The 16,521-nt window shown below is 51.9% G+C and carries 11 protein-coding genes; 7 read left to right on the top strand and 4 right to left on the bottom strand.

What is annotated here, in order from left to right; translation table 11 throughout:
* The first annotated feature begins 122 nt into the window (after positions 1–122).
* A complete protein-coding gene (gene upp, locus M2133_RS01695) occupies positions 123–776 on the top strand; it encodes a uracil phosphoribosyltransferase (protein ID WP_277464226.1) in 654 nt (217 codons plus the stop codon).
* A gap of 106 nt (positions 777–882) precedes the next feature.
* Here upp and M2133_RS01690 read toward each other — a convergent pair whose 3' ends face one another.
* Positions 883–2,355 (bottom strand): Gfo/Idh/MocA family oxidoreductase, encoded by a 1,473-nt coding sequence (locus tag M2133_RS01690; protein ID WP_277464225.1) that lies wholly within the window; start codon positions 2,353–2,355, stop codon positions 883–885.
* 148 nt (positions 2,356–2,503) lie between these two features.
* Between M2133_RS01690 and M2133_RS01685 the strand changes: the two genes are divergently transcribed.
* Genes M2133_RS01685 through M2133_RS01675 form a run of 3 tightly spaced genes read left to right on the top strand, consistent with a single transcriptional unit; the run spans position 2,504 to position 5,862 of the window.
* Positions 2,504–3,997 carry a PQQ-binding-like beta-propeller repeat protein gene (locus tag M2133_RS01685; RefSeq protein ID WP_277464224.1) on the top strand — a complete coding sequence of 498 codons (1,494 nt, stop codon included), beginning with the start codon at positions 2,504–2,506 and terminating at the stop codon, positions 3,995–3,997.
* Between the two features lie 21 nt (positions 3,998–4,018).
* Entirely contained in the window at positions 4,019–4,816 is a 798-nt protein-coding gene (locus M2133_RS01680; protein WP_277464223.1) for an alpha/beta hydrolase family protein, read from the top strand.
* Entirely contained in the window at positions 4,807–5,862 is a 1,056-nt protein-coding gene (locus M2133_RS01675) for a Gfo/Idh/MocA family oxidoreductase (RefSeq protein WP_277464316.1), read from the top strand. Before M2133_RS01680 ends, M2133_RS01675 begins: the two co-directional genes overlap by 10 nt.
* Here M2133_RS01675 and M2133_RS01670 read toward each other — a convergent pair.
* Positions 5,843–6,703: a DUF6599 family protein gene (locus M2133_RS01670; protein WP_277464222.1), complete on the bottom strand. Its 861-nt coding sequence runs from the start codon at positions 6,701–6,703 to the stop codon at positions 5,843–5,845. The two genes, M2133_RS01675 and M2133_RS01670, sit on opposite strands and share 20 nt — an antisense overlap.
* Before the next feature lie 10 nt (positions 6,704–6,713).
* Positions 6,714–7,901, bottom strand: a complete 1,188-nt coding sequence (locus M2133_RS01665; RefSeq protein ID WP_277464221.1) for an aldo/keto reductase — start codon at positions 7,899–7,901, stop codon at positions 6,714–6,716.
* Positions 7,902–8,244: 343 nt separating this feature from the next.
* On the opposite strand from M2133_RS01665, the gene M2133_RS01660 reads away from it, so the two are divergent.
* The 3 genes from M2133_RS01660 to M2133_RS01650 all read left to right on the top strand — a co-directional run bounded on the left by M2133_RS01660 (position 8,245) and on the right by M2133_RS01650 (position 12,983).
* On the top strand, positions 8,245–8,757 hold the full coding sequence (locus tag M2133_RS01660) for a sigma-70 family RNA polymerase sigma factor (protein ID WP_277464220.1): 513 nt from the start codon (positions 8,245–8,247) through the stop codon (positions 8,755–8,757).
* A gap of 376 nt (positions 8,758–9,133) precedes the next feature.
* Positions 9,134–11,086, top strand: coding sequence for an NAD(+) synthase (locus M2133_RS01655; protein ID WP_277464219.1), 1,953 nt, complete (start codon positions 9,134–9,136; stop codon positions 11,084–11,086).
* The gene (locus tag M2133_RS01650) at positions 11,073–12,983 is read left to right on the top strand and encodes an AAA domain-containing protein (RefSeq protein WP_277464218.1); all 1,911 of its coding nucleotides are present in this window, start codon (positions 11,073–11,075) and stop codon (positions 12,981–12,983) included. Before M2133_RS01655 ends, M2133_RS01650 begins: the two co-directional genes overlap by 14 nt.
* A gap of 102 nt (positions 12,984–13,085) precedes the next feature.
* Here M2133_RS01650 and M2133_RS01645 read toward each other — a convergent pair whose 3' ends face one another.
* Positions 13,086–16,499: a family 16 glycoside hydrolase gene (locus M2133_RS01645; protein ID WP_346843224.1), complete on the bottom strand. Its 3,414-nt coding sequence runs from the start codon at positions 16,497–16,499 to the stop codon at positions 13,086–13,088.
* Between the last annotated feature and the right edge of the window lie 22 nt (positions 16,500–16,521).

Genomic DNA, 16,521 nt, shown 5'->3' with positions numbered 1-16,521 from the left:
CTTTGGGGTTTTAATGTCCCACAAATATAGTCATTTCCGCTTCTCTCCGGCTGAAGAACGTACCGGAAATAATTTTGTCAATACTTTTCTATTCATTACTTTTGATGCCAAAACAAACGCAAATGAAAATAATTAACTTAAGCGACACCCATTCTATCCTGAACCGGTTTGTGTCCGAACTGCGCGACGTGACGATACAGCGCGACAGTATGCGTTTCCGCCGCAATGTGGAACGGATCGGCGAGATCATGGCTTACGAGATCAGCCAAACATTCACGTACGAAGAAAAAAACATCCAGTCGCCATTGGGCATCGCCCCGATGTCGCTCTATACCGATCGCGTGGTATTGGCCACGATCCTGCGTGCCGGTCTGCCTTTCCACCAGGGCTTTCTGAGTTATATGGACAATGCCGAGAACGCGTTCGTTTCGGCTTACCGCAAATACAAAGACCGGTTGAACTTCGATATCCATATCGAATATATCGCCTCTCCCCTGCTCGACGGGAAGACCTTATTGATCACCGACCCGATGCTGGCCACCGGCAGCTCGATGGAACTGGCCTACCAGGCGCTTCTGTCGAAAGGAATGCCTCAGAAAGTACATATGGCTTCGATCATTGCCAGCCGCCAGGCTCTGTCTTACCTGCAGGAGAAATTCCCCGATCTCGATGTGACCGTCTGGGTAGCCGCCTTAGACAACGAGCTCGACGAGCATGCCTATATTGTTCCCGGTCTGGGCGACGCCGGCGACCTCTCCTATGGGGCGAAAGAATAACAGAGAAATCCATAGAGTACGCAGATAACGCAGACTAAAGTACAGATAAGAAAGGCCGCCCGGATTACCCGGGCGGCCTCTTTTGATTTATTCTATCGGTAGCGACTTACGGCATGGCTGTCAGGTTCCAGCCTTCGCGATAGTTATGCTTGATCAGCTCTTCGGCAAATGCTTTGGCATTGATCGGATCGGTCATATCTTTCTTGAAGGAAGGATGTCCGTCTTTGATCGTAAAGCCGTCTTTGATCACGATCTTGAACTCTTCGTTGTCGTTGATATTGGTGAAACGCATATTCGGTCCATCCCACAACAGTTCTTTATTCAACGCTTGCAGACGAACAGCCAATACACCCATAACCACCATTTCATTGAACGGACCGGCTTCGGAGAAGTCTGACTTCGTCAACACGCGGTTGGAAGCGTTTTCTTTAGCGGCACGGATCCAGTCTTGCTGATGTCCGCTACGGCCTTCGATGCGGCGTTCGGTTTTTGTCGTATTGGGTACGCGGCCGGAGAGTAACCAAGGCTCTGCTCCGTAGCATCCGCAGAATAAGGTATCTTTCGTTCCGTGGAAGATCACACCCCCACCCTGCACATTCATGCTCTTTCCATCGGGGAAGCCACAAGGACGATCCGGAGTCAGTCCGCCGTCATACCAATGTACTTCCACTTCGGGCATAGCTACCTTCGGCATATTGTCGCGAGCGGGGAATACCAGCTTCACATGCTGTGCCTGCGGTGCGCAGTCTCTCAATAACAGGGTAGAAGAACCCTGAACGCGGGTCGGATAACCCAGTTTCAACGATTTGAATACCGGATGCAGGATATGACAAGCCATATCGCCCAATGCTCCAGTACCATACGCCCACCAGCCGCGCCAGTTCCAAGCGTGGTAAAGGTTGCTGAACGGACGCATTTCTGCCGGACCGGTAAACAGATCCCAATTCAATGTGTTAGGAATCTTATCGGCTTTCTCCGGAGTCATCAGACCTTGCGGCCAGATCGGACGGTCGGTGAATGCTTCTACTTTCGTGATCTCACCGATCTCACCGTTCCAGATCCATTCGCACATCAGGTTTACACCTTCTGCCGATGATCCCTGGTTACCCATCTGTGTAGCCACTTTGTGTTTGGCTGCCAATTTGGTCAACAAACGAGATTCATACACCGAGTGCGTCAACGGTTTCTCGCAATACACGTGCTTGCCCATAGACATAGCCTGTGCCGCGATGATCGCGTGCGTATGGTCGGCCGTAGCTACCATTACACCGTCGATAGAGTCACCCATTTCGTCGAACAGCTTACGATAGTCCCAATACTTTTTCGCTTGCGCGTATTTGTCGAAGACCGGCTTAGCGTATTTCCAGTCGACGTCGCACATAGCTACCAGGTTTTCCGTTTCCATGCCACGCAGTACGCCCGCACCTCTACCACCGATACCAATACCGGCGATATTCAGCTTGTCAGTCGGAGCCGTATAACCATGGCTTTTACCGAGAATAGAACTTGGGACGATTGTCAATGCCGCAGCTGCAGCAGTTCCTCTTTTGAGGAAAGATCTTCTTGAGATGTTTGTCATAATCTTAGATTTTAATAAAACTACATTTAATTATTATTCATACACAAAAAACCCCGCTAAAGATAGCAGAAGTTCATACGCTAAAGAATTGGAACCAAATATAGGGCATTTTTTTGTAGTTTTGTATTTTCTTCAGTAAAAATACAATATGAAAAGATATATTCTGCTCTTGTTCGTGTTAACCGGTTTATCAAACGGGGTGGATGCGGCAGCATTTGAGAATAAAGGGAACAACAAACAAATAGAAATTGCCTCGCCCGGGCCTGATGGCTTTCCGGTTTTGATCTCCGGGGCGATTCCCGTGACCGTCAATGCCTATCATCCCGAATCCCCTGTCCGGCAAATGACTTATTCCTGCTTTGTGGACGGAAAGAAACTCTTCACCGGCCGTCGCTTGACGCAGGCGACCGACTGGAGTTGGAAAGACATGATCCATCTGCCGAACCGTCCGGTCGGCAAGACTGTTCGGATCAAGGCTACTGCCGTCTTCAGCAACGGGGAAAGAATAGAGAAAGAAGTCAGCTTCACCTACCATGCCCGGGCTGATCTGGTCGACCTGCGGGAGAACTGGGACAACCTCGCCGGCAACGCCTCACATACGGGCCGCAGCGTTTCGGCTGTCGATCCGCCACTGCAAATGGCCTGGACCGTCAATATCGGTGCCCTGATCGAACGCACTTCGCCGGTCGTGCACCAAGGAAGAATCTATCTCGCTTCGATCGATCAGGGACGCAAAAGCAAAGCTTATCTCTACGCCTTAGACAGCCAGACCGGCAACCTGCGCTGGAAATACCCGGTGATCCATTCGGTAAAGAATACGATCGTTGTGGAAGACAGCGCGGTCTACGCCCAGACGGTCGACGGCAGCCTGCACGCGATCAAAACGGTCGACGGCAGCCTCAAATGGGGCACACAACTGCACGTCAGCGACCACTCGCCACTGACCGACGGCCTGGCCATCGCCAACGGCGTGCTCTATGCCGGAACGGGCACCGGGCTTTGTGCATTGAACGCCCGCAACGGAAAGGTACTCTGGGAAAACACCGCCTGGTCGCAGGGAGAGGCTACCGCGGCGACACTGACCGTCGGCGCCAACCGATTGATCGGTTCGGCACAAGGCCTGGGCTTATACGGTAACGACGCGACCACCGGCGAACTGAAATGGCATCTCGACCGCAACGGGATCACCCAACGCGCCGCCTCCCCTGCCCTGCATGGCGGACTGCTCTATGTCACCTCCGCCCAGTCGCTCTTTATCATCGACGCGGCAACGGGTCTGATCATCGTGCGCCGAACCTATCCTTTCGACCTGTCGGTCACCTCTACCCCACTCTTGACCGACCGCCTGATAGTCTTTGGCTCGGCCGATAACGGACTCGTTGCTGTCGACCGGGAGACATTGGATGTCGAATGGCAGTTTGCTGTTCCCCAAGCCATAGAGACCAGTCCCGTACTCTCGGGCAACACCATCTATTTCGGTGCTTCCGACGGTAACCTCTACGGCGTCGACAAAGACTCCGGCCAACAGGTCTGGCAACACCCGACAGGCGCTCCGGTTTTGGCTTCGGTCGCGATCTCCGGAAACGCATTGATCGCCGTCGACTTCGGCGGGAATGTGTACGCGTTCACCACCAAACGTTAATCACCATTAAAGTATAGTTATATGAAAAAGCTAAATGTCTTTCTTTTCTTACTCTTTCTCTCGCTTTCCGTCCGGGCGGCTACGGTCTCTACGGTCGAAGTCTACAGCAACGCCATGAAAAAGAACGTACAGACCGTTGTGATCACGCCAGAGAAGAGTGATACGCCGAGCGCGGTCATCTACCTGTTGCACGGCTATAGCGGAAATGCAAAAAGCTGGATAGAGCTCAAGCCCGAGTTGGCCGCCATCGCCGACCGCCACAACCTGATCTTTGTTTGTCCCGACGGCAAGAACAGTTGGTACTGGGACAGTCCGAAAGATCCGGCTTATCGTTATGAGACCTTTGTCGCCAACGAACTGGTGTCGTATATCGACACGAACTATCCCACCCGGAAAGACCGAAAGGCACGCGCCATCACCGGCTTGAGTATGGGCGGGCACGGCGCCTTATGGATTGCTTTCCGTCATACGGAGACCTTCGGCGCGGCCGGAAGCACCAGCGGCGGAGTCGATATCCGTCCTTTCCCCCAGAACTGGGAGATGAATAAACAGTTGGGCACGATGGCCGAGAATCCCCAGCTTTGGGAAAGCCATACGGTGATCAATCAGATCGACCGGATCAAAGACGGCGACCTGGCATTGATCATCGATTGCGGAACCGACGATTTCTTCTTCGAAGTCAACAACAACTTCCATCAGAAGCTACTCGACAAAGGCATCAGCCACGATTACCTGGTACGCCCCGGCGGGCATAACGGCGAGTACTGGAAGAATTCGATGGATTATCAGATTTTGTTTTTTCTAAAGAAATTACCATGATCATCACCGGCTTAGCTTCTTACGGCATGTCAGGCTCAGTCTTTCATGCTCCCTTTCTGGATACTCATCCGGGCTTTCAACTGCATACGATCGTTGAACGTTCCAAAGACCTGGCGCGCAAGCGTTATCCTTCAGTTAATATTGTGCGTTCGTTCGACGAGCTTCTCCGGATAGACGAGATCCAACTGGTGATTGTCAACACACCGGACGTGACACATTACGACTATGTCAAAAAAGCCTTGTCGGCCGGCAAACACGTAGTGGTTGAGAAACCGTTTGTTTTCAAAGCAACAGAAGGAGAAGAACTGGTTGAGCTGGCGCAAAAGAAAGGCTTATTGCTGGCGGTCTACCAGAACCGGCGTTGGGACGGGGATTTCCTGACGGTACAGCGAATCATCGAATCGGGCGTCTTAGGCCGGGTGGTTGAATTTCAGTCGACCTATCAGCGCTTCCGAAAGTTTATCCAACCGGGCACCTGGAAAGAACGGGCGGACGGACAGGTCGGGCTAACCTTCAACCTGGGCTCACACATGATCGACCAGGCGGTAGTTCTTTTCGGAAAGCCCCAGGCTGTCTACGCCGATATCGACCGGTTGCGCGACCGGAGCGAAGTCGATGATTATTATTTCATCAAACTGATCTATCCGAAGGTGAAAGTAACCCTGCGCGCCGGCTACCTGATGCGCGAAGAAATCCCACGTTATTCGATTAACGGCACGGAAGGCTCCTTTATCAAATACGGACTCGATCCGCAGGAGGAACTATTGAAAGCCGGCGCAATCCCTTCCGGTGCGCAGTGGGGAAAAGAGCCGGAAACGGAATGGGGCACGTTGAATACCGATATCCAAGGCTTGCATTACCGGGGTAAAGTCGAGACCTTGCCCGGAAACTACATGGCTTTCTACGACGACATCCACCATGCCCTCACCCGGGGCGTCAAGCCACAGACCGATGCGGCGGCTGTGTTGACGGTTATTCGTATTATTGAGGCGGCTTTCGAGAGTAGTTGCAGTGGGAGAGAAATTGCTATAGCTTCTCGGCCATAGCCAGCAACAAATCCGCAAAGTCGGTCGCATCGCCGTTCTCCGAGAAGACACCCAACAGGTAACGGTCTTGCCACAGGATAGGAATATCGCCATTGTAGCGATCGGCAACCACTTGTTGCCCTTGCCGGATCTCCACCTCCTGACGGGCGAACGCATAATACTTAATCAATACCTCCCGGGCGTTCTCCGGCGTGCCGGCATCGATCAGAAAAAGCTGGAAAGGTTTGCCGTCCTTCTCGTAACGCGCCAGGTAGACATTGCGCAGGAATTCATGTCCGATATAATTGGCAGTGATATAGGCTTCCGAATAGTCCTTTTTCCCTTCTTTGGGAAAGGCGGCAACCAGCGGCGGATAAGTCGCTTCCGGATCGATCTTGTCGGCCAGTCCTTTGGCAATGCGTACCAACACATCGCCCAGATCTCCTTCCGACGTGCCCCACATCTTTATATAGATGTTCCCGGCAAAAAAGAAAAAGCTGACCTCATCGCCCTGCGCCTCTCCCCCGACCGGGTAATTAGGCAGTTCGGGCGTACGTTCAACCGAATACATACCGAACGCATCCTCGGGCGTCGCATGGCGGTAGGCCTGGATGGTGATATAGTCGTCGCCGTCGACATACTCCAGGCTGGTCATCTCCCGGAAGTTGTTTTCGAGAAACAGGGGTGCCGCGCCATTGATGCGGTCGAAGAGGTTGTCGGGATTAAATACTTCGATCTCTTCGGTGATCGTCCATCCTTCGACCGGCGGCAGCCAGGCTTTCAACTGTTCCGGCGTCTGTGCCGTTCCATTCAGTCCGCAAACGCAGAAAGCCAACAGGCAGATATATTTTAGCTGTTTCATGTACTGAAGATTAAGATAAGAACTCAGTCGGCATCGTTCGTACCGGAGCGATCGCGGCGATCTTACGCCCGACATTAAAGCCGGAAGGACAACGCACTTGGCAACTCTCACAATTGGCGCAAATATCTTCGGGCAGATTCAGCTCTTCCAGCGTTTCTTTCGACAGCTGGGCATACTTATAGCCGTACGCATACATATAGGCGCGCATAAGATCGGGGATCGGCAGTTTCTCCGGACACTGGTCGAGGCACTTCCCGCATTGCTGGCAGTAGAGTCCTTCCTGCTGACAGAGTGCAGCCAGGTATTCCTTCTCGCCGCCGGTCAGGGTCGTATCGGCGACAGCCGCCAGGCATTCGTCCAGTTCATCGAAATTGGTAAATCCCGGGATCGCCGTTGTGATATATTCGTTCTGCCAGGCCCACTTCAGACAAGCCTGCGCATTGACTTTCTTATTGCCTTCGGCATCTTCACGCCCACCGGTCATCGTTTTCATCGCTACAAATCCGATGCCCGCCTTAGCGGCTTTTTCGATAGAGGCTTCTAAAGCGGTCAGATTTTCCAACTTGAAGTTATAACTCAACAGGATAATATCGTAGACACCGGTCTCTACTGCCGCATCGATCACCTCCGGGTTGTTGGCATGCATGGACAGAGCGAGGAATTTCGTTTTGCCGTCGGACTTGAACTTTTTGATCACCTCGAGCAGACGCTCATTCTTCACCTGTTCGCCGTCTTTCAGGTCGTGCACATAGAACCAGTCCACATGATCCATCTGTAAACGGTTCAGACTCAAATCGAACATAGCGGTAAACTCCTGTTCGAAGTGATCCGACAAAGGCCAGGTGGGTTTGCATTTGGTCGCGATCCGAAAGCTATCGCGCGGTTTATCCTTAAAGAAGTTGCCCAACATCGTTTCATTCGTTCCCCGGCCGTAGCCATGCGCCGTATCGAAATGGATCAGGCCTGCGTTGTAAGCCGCACGCACGACATTCGGATTATCGGCACGCATCACGCCCATACTCAACAAGGGCAATTGGATACCCGTCCGTCCCAACGTGCGCATGGGGAAACTTGTTTTTTCCGGCATGACCGTTTTATTCAAGGTCGAAGCCGTAGCTCCGGGAATCAATAACGCACCGGCGCCTGCCGTAGCAGAGATCCGGAGAAAGTTTCTTCTGTTTACACCTTTCTTTTCCATACATTATATTATTAGTGGTTTACTCGCGTCGCTCGCCTGGCCGACCACTTTCGATCCGCCGGGCTATGCCCCACAAAAATAAGAATATATTCAAACCAACTTGAAAAATGTAATCACTTTCTTGAGGATATTAAAAAGCACAACTTGTACGGGTTGTAAATCCTGTTCACTTTCTTGCCGATTTCAGGAAATTCAACTCATCGAAGCTTTTTCTTCACTTTTTCATGAAAAAAAATTTCCCTACTTCCGGCACCCCACGTACATTCGCATATCGGTCGACGCGAAAGACCGGTTTAAGGGTAAATATTGAGATTAGTTAAACAGCGATTTTAAAGGATTTATTATGAACACTACGAATGTATTTCAGACTCAGCTTTTAGGACTTCAGGACAACATGATGTGTTTTGCCATGCAATTAACCGCGAATATCGAAGATGCACAGGATTTACTGCAAGACACCACGTTGAAGGTTTTAGACAATCAGGACAAGTTTACGGACAATACCAATTTCAAAGGTTGGGTACTGACCGTGATGCGCAACATTTTCATCAACAACTATCACAAGGTCGTACGTATACAGACGATGGTCGATAAAGGGACCGATATATACAATGTAGACACGATCAATCACTCCGGTTTCGATTCTCCGGAAGGCACCTGTGATATCAAAGAAATCAACAAAGCCATCGAAGGCTTGAACGAAGAGATGCGTATCCCCTTTGCCATGTACGTCAGCGGATACAAATACAACGAGATCGCCGAAAAGCTGGACATCCCGATGGGAACGGTCAAGAGCCGCATCTTTACCGCTCGCCAGGAACTGCAAGGCGAACTGCAAGACTTTTATTACAACTAAGATCCACCACAAGTAAAATACGCTTCATATACATTTTTTTGATTGTGCTCCCCGGTCGCTTGATCGGGGAGTTTTTTTGGCTCCATCCGGGCATTTTTTCCAAGAGATCACCCTCTTTTTCCAAGAGATCACCCTCTTTTTTTCAAGAGATTACCGGGAGTTTTTGCTAAGAGGTACGTCATAATTTGCTAAGAGGTACCTCATAATTATTTTTGAGGTACCTCATAATTTGTTTTGAGGTACCTCTTAGCAAATTATGACGTACCTCTTAGTAAAAATTCTGCCCTAACCAACCAAAAAAAACACCGTATAGCAGTAGAAAAAAGACTTAGGTATATAAAAAACAGTATCTTTATCGCTCTAAAGAAAATAGACTATGAACAACGGGTTTATCAAAGTAGCCGCAGCAACCCCACGGGTTCGGGTGGCGGATTGCGAATATAACAAAAGACAAATAGAAGATATGATACGCCGGGCTTCGGCCGAGGGAGTGCAGCTTATCGTCTTTCCCGAATTGGCTCTTACCGGCTATAGTTGCCAGGATCTTTTCTCGCAACAAACGTTGCTGAATGAAGCGGAAACGCAGTTAGTGAACTTATATATTGATACAAACGACTTACCGATCCTGGTTTTTGTCGGTGTCCCTCTTCAGGCGGATGGCGTAGTTGTGAATGCGTGCGTTGCGTTCCAGCAAGGGAAAGTACTGGGCGTGGTACCTAAAACCTATCTCCCGAACTACAAAGAGTTTCAGGAGAAACGCTGGTTTACCTCCGCGCATGAGTTAAAACAAACGACAATTCCGGTCTGTACGGAGCCTATTCCTATGAGTCCCTCGCTATTGTTCACTTGCGGAGGCACCCGGGTGGGCGTTGAGCTCTGCGAAGATCTTTGGATGCCCTCTCCCCCCAGTTCACGGCTGGCCATGGCAGGCGCCCAAATCATCGTCAATCCTTCGGCAAGCAATGAACTGGCAGGCAAACACAGTTACCGCAAACAACTGGTCAGTCAGCAATCCGCCCGTTGCATCTCTGCCTACCTCTATGCCGCCACGGGTTACGGAGAATCGACCACCGACCTGGTGTTTGCCGGCGGTTCCCTGATCGCCGAGAACGGCACGATCTTGGCCGAAGCACCGCGTTTCTCTATGGAAGAGCAACTGATCATTACAGAGATCGATATAGAATACCTGATGCACGACCGGCGGTTGAACACCAACTTCACAGAAGGGCTGAAAGCATATAAGGACAAAGACTTTACGGATATACGTTTCTTTCAAACCCTTCCAAAGAAAGACACCCCGTTCTTCCGCACCATCAACCCCTATCCTTTTATCCCCTCGGGAGAAGCATTGGATGAAAGATGCGAAGAGATTTTCCGGATTCAGATAGCCGGCCTGGCCAAGCGCCTGGAGCATACGCACTGCCAAACGGCGGTGATCGGCATCTCCGGTGGACTGGATTCGACACTCGCCTTATTGGTTACGGCCATGACATTTGATGCCTTGCAGATTCCCCGCCGGCAGATTATCGGCGTTACTATGCCCGGCTTCGGCACTTCCGACCGGACTTACACGAACGCGATCGAATTGATGAAGTCGCTCGACGTCACCCTCCGGGAAATCCCAATCCGGGAAGCGGTCTTACAACACTTCAAAGATATCAGTCACAACCCCGACCAACACGACGTCACCTACGAGAACGCTCAGGCGCGCGAACGGACTCAGATCCTGATGGATATCGCCAATCAGCAGGGCGGGATGGTGATCGGCACGGGCGACCTGTCGGAACTGGCCTTGGGCTGGGCGACCTATAACGGCGACCACATGTCGATGTACGGCTTGAATGCCGGTATCCCCAAGACATTGATCAAGTACCTGGTGAAATGGATTGCCCAACATAAAGTGAACGACAGTTCACGCCATACCCTACTCGACATCGTCGATACCCCCATCAGCCCTGAATTGATTCCTTCCGGTACCAACGGAGAGATCTGCCAGCGGACAGAAGACCTGGTAGGCCCCTACGAATTGCACGATTTCTTCCTCTATCATTTCCTGCGCCACGGCGCTCACCCGGCGAAAATATTTAACTTAACCCGCCTGGCCTTCGGTGAACAGTATGAAGAAAAAGAAATCGTCAAATGGATGCATACCTTCTTCCGTCGTTTCTTCCAACAACAATTCAAACGTAATTGCCTGCCCGACGGGCCCAAGGTGGGAAGCATTAGCCTTTCTCCCCGCGGCGACTGGCGGATGCCCAGCGATACGGCTGCCACTGTCTGGTTAGATGCAGTAGAGTATCTCGAGTCTTTGCTTGATGAAGAGTTCTAAAAACCCTTCTACGATCACCGATCTGCAACGGCAATACGAGCTGCTTCAGCAGGAATTTGCGTACGAGAAAGAGATGTACCGCCAGCAAACCGAGCGCACCGGCCTGTGGCGAAAGAGGCAACAGGGGCTCTGTTGGTATCCCGTCGTGCCGGGGCGAAGCTATTACAACTCATTGAATCAGCTGGTCGTTGTGGTCGAACGCCGCGAAGGGCGGGAGATAGAGCATAACTTCGAGTACGGCCGGCCGGTGACGTTCTTCACGACCGACAGCAGCGGCGCGATCCGTTACCTGAATTTCTCGGCAACGATCAGTTATGTCGAAGACGATCAGATGGTGGTCGTCCTGCCCTCCTCCGATGCCCTCGTTGAGATACAAGGGAAAAGCGATCTGGGTATTCAGCTCTATTTCGACGAGACAAGCTACAAGACCATGTTTGCCGCCCTGTCGGATGTGATGCGTGCAAAAGACAATCGATTGGCGGAACTCCGGGAAGTCCTGTTGGGCAAGACGCCTCTTTCCGTTCGCGAATTCTTCCCCATCCGTTTTCCCTGGCTTAATCCTTCGCAGGAAACGGCCGTCAACAAAGTATTGATGGCCAAAGATGTTTCGATCGTTCACGGCCCACCCGGAACAGGAAAAACAACGACACTGGTCGAAGCCATCTACGAAACCCTGCACCGGGAGAACCAGGTATTGGTCTGTGCACAAAGTAATACCGCCGTCGATTGGATCTCCGAGAAACTGGTCGACCGGGGCATCCAGGTGTTGCGCATCGGCAACCCGACGCGAGTCAACGATAAGATGCTTTCTTTCACCTACGAACGCCGTTTCGAAGCGCATCCCGACTATCCCGAACTCTGGAGCATCCGCAAACATATCCGCGACATCCAATCCGGCCTGCGCAAAAAGAGCCGGAGCGAACGCGACACGGAACGCAACCGGCTCTCGCGCCTGAAGTTCAGGGCAACGGAACTGGAAGTAAAGATCGACAGCGAGCTTTTCGATGAAGCGCGTGTTATTGCCTGTACATTGGTCGGCTCGGCCAACCGGGTGATGATGAACCGGCATTTCACCTCGCTCTTTATCGACGAAGCGGCACAAGCTTTGGAAGCGGCTTGCTGGATCGCCATCAGCCGGGCCGACCGGGTGATCCTCGCCGGCGATCATTGTCAACTACCCCCGACGATCAAATGTATCGAAGCGGCACGCGGCGGGCTCGATCATACGCTGATGGAAAAGATTGCGGCAAACCAACCGGCAAGCGTCTCCCTGTTGACTTTGCAATACCGGATGCACCGGGATATCATGGCTTTTCCTTCCCATTGGTTCTACCATAACCGCCTCGAAGCCGCTCCGGAAGTGAAAGACCGCGGCATCCTCGAATGGGATCATCCGATCGTTTGGATCGATACCTCCGAACTGGAATTCCACGAAGAACTCAATGCCGACACCCTCAGCCGCGTCAACAAAGAAGAAGCCGAGTTGCTCGTCGCCACCCTCAAAATATACATCGAAAAGATCGGAAGGGAAAGAATACTCGAAGAACAGATCGACTTCGGCCTGATCTCCCCCTACAAAGCACAGGTGCACTACCTGCGGGGACTCGTCAAACGCGACGCTTTCTTCAAACCTTATAAACGTTTACTCACCATCCATACCGTCGACGGTTTCCAGGGACAAGAGCGCGATGTGATCCTGATCAGCCTGGTCCGTGCCAACGCCACCGGCCAGATCGGCTTCCTCAACGACCTGCGCCGCATGAACGTCGCCATCACCCGCGCCCGCATGAAACTCATCATCCTGGGAGATGCCCCCACCCTCACCCGACATCCCTTCTATCGGGAACTGTATAGGTATATCAAACAAAATAATCAAGAAACAGATAACACAGATTAAAGCAAATGACCGCAGATATGATAAATAAAATCAATCTGCGGTCATCTGTTTAATCTGTGTTATCTCCGTGCTGAAAATACTTCAGTCAGAGCAGACAGCTCGTTACTTCATTTCTTTGATCCGGATGTTGCGGAACTTAACCGGAGAGCCATGACCCAGGAAAGCGATATGCCCTTTCTTGTTGAAGAGGCCGGGATGCTGCTTGCCGTCGATCGTTCCGTTCTTGGCGGCTTCGCGGATATTGCCGTCGAGGATGACTTCGCCGTTCAACGTGATCCGGATATGGTCGCCGTTGGCAATCACTTCTTGTGTGTTCCATTCGCCTGTCGGTTTCAAGAAACCACGCTTGGCGGGGATCACGCCGTAGACCGAACCGTGGTATTGATACACTTCCAAGTCTTTGTAAACCGGATGCTCGCTGTCGAGGATCTGCAACTCCATACCCACGTAAGCGGCATCGCCTTCCATCGGTGTACGGATACCCAAGCCGTTATTGGCTGCCGGAGTCAACTGAAAGTCGAAGCGAAGAACAAAGTTTCCATATTCCTTTTTGGTATACAGGTTACCGCCGGAGCCTTTGCTGGGTACCAATGAGATCGTTCCGTCTTCCAGGGTATAGTCTACCGTATTGCCGGTCCACTCATACATATTCGTTCCGTCGAAAAGAATCTGATAGCCTTCTTTCTGTTCTTCGGCAGAGAGTTGGAACGGTTCCGTGCGTTCGAGTTCTTTCACATAGATATCGCGGTAATAAACCTTGCTGCCGTGTGCCTGCAGTTCGAGTTGCTCGACAGGGAAGATCGGTTGCTTGCGGTTCCAATAGTTTTCGAGGATCACATCGTTGGTGACTAACTCGCCGTTGAGGTAAACCGTCACCCGGTCGCCCACCATCTTAATATACATACTGTTCCATTCGCCCAACTTATTGTCGGCTACCTTCAAAGGTTTGCTTTCGTGCGTCTGGTTGTTGTACAGTCCGCCGGAGCCTACCTGAGCGCCTACATTGGTGCGGGCGATATCCCACATCTGTACCTGGGGTGTGCCGCGCAGATAAATACCCGCATCGGCTTCCGGACCGGCCGGATCCAGCATCCAGTCGATATACATTTCGATATCGCCATAAGCTTTCTCTGAGCAGAGGTTATCATAACCCGTTCCGTCGAACAACAGGATTCCGTTCTCCACCTTCCAGTCGTTGCGCATCTGCTCGTCGGCTTTCACCTGGGCGGCAGCCAACTGCTTGGGTGTCATCTTTGCTCTTTTGATCGGATTCTCTACCAGTCCTTTCCATCCCGTCAGGTCTTTGCCGTTGAAAAGCGAAACGAAACCTTCGCCTTGCGGCATCTCCGCCAAATGCTTGCGGATAGCTTCTTTCTGGTAACCGGCGTCCGGGTTGTTCAATACGGCGATCACCTTATTCAAGAGGTCGCGTACCGTCTGACCGGTAAAAGAGGCATCTCCCAAAGCGATATTCATCACCGCCTGTGCTGCCGCTTCCTGTACCGCTTTATCATCGAGGTAACGGCCGGCAAAGATCAGTCCCTGGAAGGTTCCCGCCCGTTGGACCTGGCGTAGGACCGTACGTTTCTGATCATCCGTCTTGGCAATACCCATGGCTTTACGCAGTTGCAACACACGGTTCTCCGCCGTAATAGACGGATTGGAGACCAGACGGATATAAGCCGCCAGCGCACGATCAAAATAAGAAGAAGCATCTTTGTCGGTTGCGATCGTATAGAGTTCATCGGCCACTTCCGGTCCCTGCCATTGCAGTAAAGCTTCAAAAGCTTCGTCTTTGGCTACGCCACGTCCGGCTTTAAAGCCATCGACCAACGCTTGCAACGCCTGCGCTTCGCCGGTAGTTGCCAAAGCGGTGTAATACAAATGTTTCTTATTCGCTCCCGCCTGGATCATGCGGCGGTTCAGGGTATTCACCCGCGTGTCCGGTGTCTGCGTAGCGAGCGAAGAGATCACAGCCGCCTGAAGCGGTTTCACCTCATCCGCTCCGGCCAGTTCCAACATCCCGGCAAGCAGGGTAAAGTCTTTCTCCCGGACCACATCCTTCAACGCTTTATACGCTGCCGCTTGCACAGCCGGAGAAGAAGACTTCGTCTGGTCGAGTACCGTATTGATTGTGGCATCTGCCTTGCGCAAAGCCAGCAGTTCCAAAGCGGCAATCTTTCCTTTATCGCCTGATTGTGCGAAACTGCGTACCACCGCCTGGTCGATATCCCCCGGGAAACCGGCCAATCCTTGTTGTGCCAGAAGAACTACTGCTTCATCCTTATCCGCCAATAAGCCGGTCAATACCGGGATATTCACCGGATCACCGATCTTCACCAATGCCCATACAGCCGCTTCTTTCACATCGTAGGCGTTATCTTTCAGTTGGTTTACGATCACCTGCCGCGCCGGCAGATCGAAACGGATATCCAGCTTCTTCAGGATCGGGTTCTTTTGTGGACAGGTTGCTTCGCGTCCGATCCAGTTCAGGACATCGATCTTCACCTCCGGTTTGGCTTTCGCCATGGCTTTGATCACTTCGATATAAAGCGGTGCATCGGCAGAAGCGGAAGCATAGTCCAATGCTGCGTTGCGGTATTCTTTATTCGTATCTTTCAAGGCAGAGAGAAGTTCTTTGGTGGCGTTTGCCTTTCTCAGGTCGAACAGGATTTCCTGCGCAGCGACACGCGTAGCCGTTTGTCCGGCTTTAGTGGCTTTCTTCAACAGATCAACGGCCGCTTTTTCGGCTTCTTTTGTTTGGCCTTGTTCGGCAAGGCGTTTAATCAACTGGATATAGGCTTCGTTCGCCTGTGTCTTTTCGTAACGGTAACCCGTTTTATCCGCAGCATCTGCTAAAGGCTTCAGGGCTTTCACCGATCCGATACGGCTCAAGGCATACAATACCACCCGTTGGAACTCGGTATCTCCATTGCCTACCATACCCAGGATCAACTCTTCACCCACCGGCAACTGCGCTTCGCCAATGGCCAGGATCGCATCTGCCTGTGTCCGGGCGGTTCCCATCCGGCGCATCAGGGAAGCTTGCAACGCTTGCTTGGCTTTCTCCGTACCGATAGCTGCCAGGGCACGGGCGGCAGGGCCACTCAGTTCTTCCCCGTTCAGGTAACGTCCCAGCGCCTCTACGCTTTCATCGCCACCGACAAGCTGCAACTGACGGATCACAAAAGCTTTCGTTTCCCGCTCTTCTACTTTCGCCAGCGCTTTCAGGTAACCATTCACTACGGCTGTGCGTGCCGTTTCCTGCCCTTGGGCTGCTACATAATGGGTCAATCCGCTCAACGCGTACTCCACCTGTGCGTTACTTCCTTTACCCGGTGCATGCATCATATCGATAAGCATCAATACGCCTTCTTCACCCGTAGAAGCCAGGTCGCCAATCTGTTTATTGTAATCGGCCGCTCTCTCCGCCGGCATCTGTGCCAATACATCGGCGACTATCGTTTTATTTGTCCGCCCGCTTTGGGCTGATATGGATGTTGATGCAATCAACATCCATATCAGTAATTGACAATTA

The organism is Parabacteroides sp. PF5-6 (assembly GCF_029504695.1).
In the GTDB taxonomy this organism is placed as follows: Bacteria; Bacteroidota; Bacteroidia; order Bacteroidales; family Tannerellaceae; genus QVMG01.
This window is presented reverse-complemented; position numbering and strand designations above follow the sequence as displayed.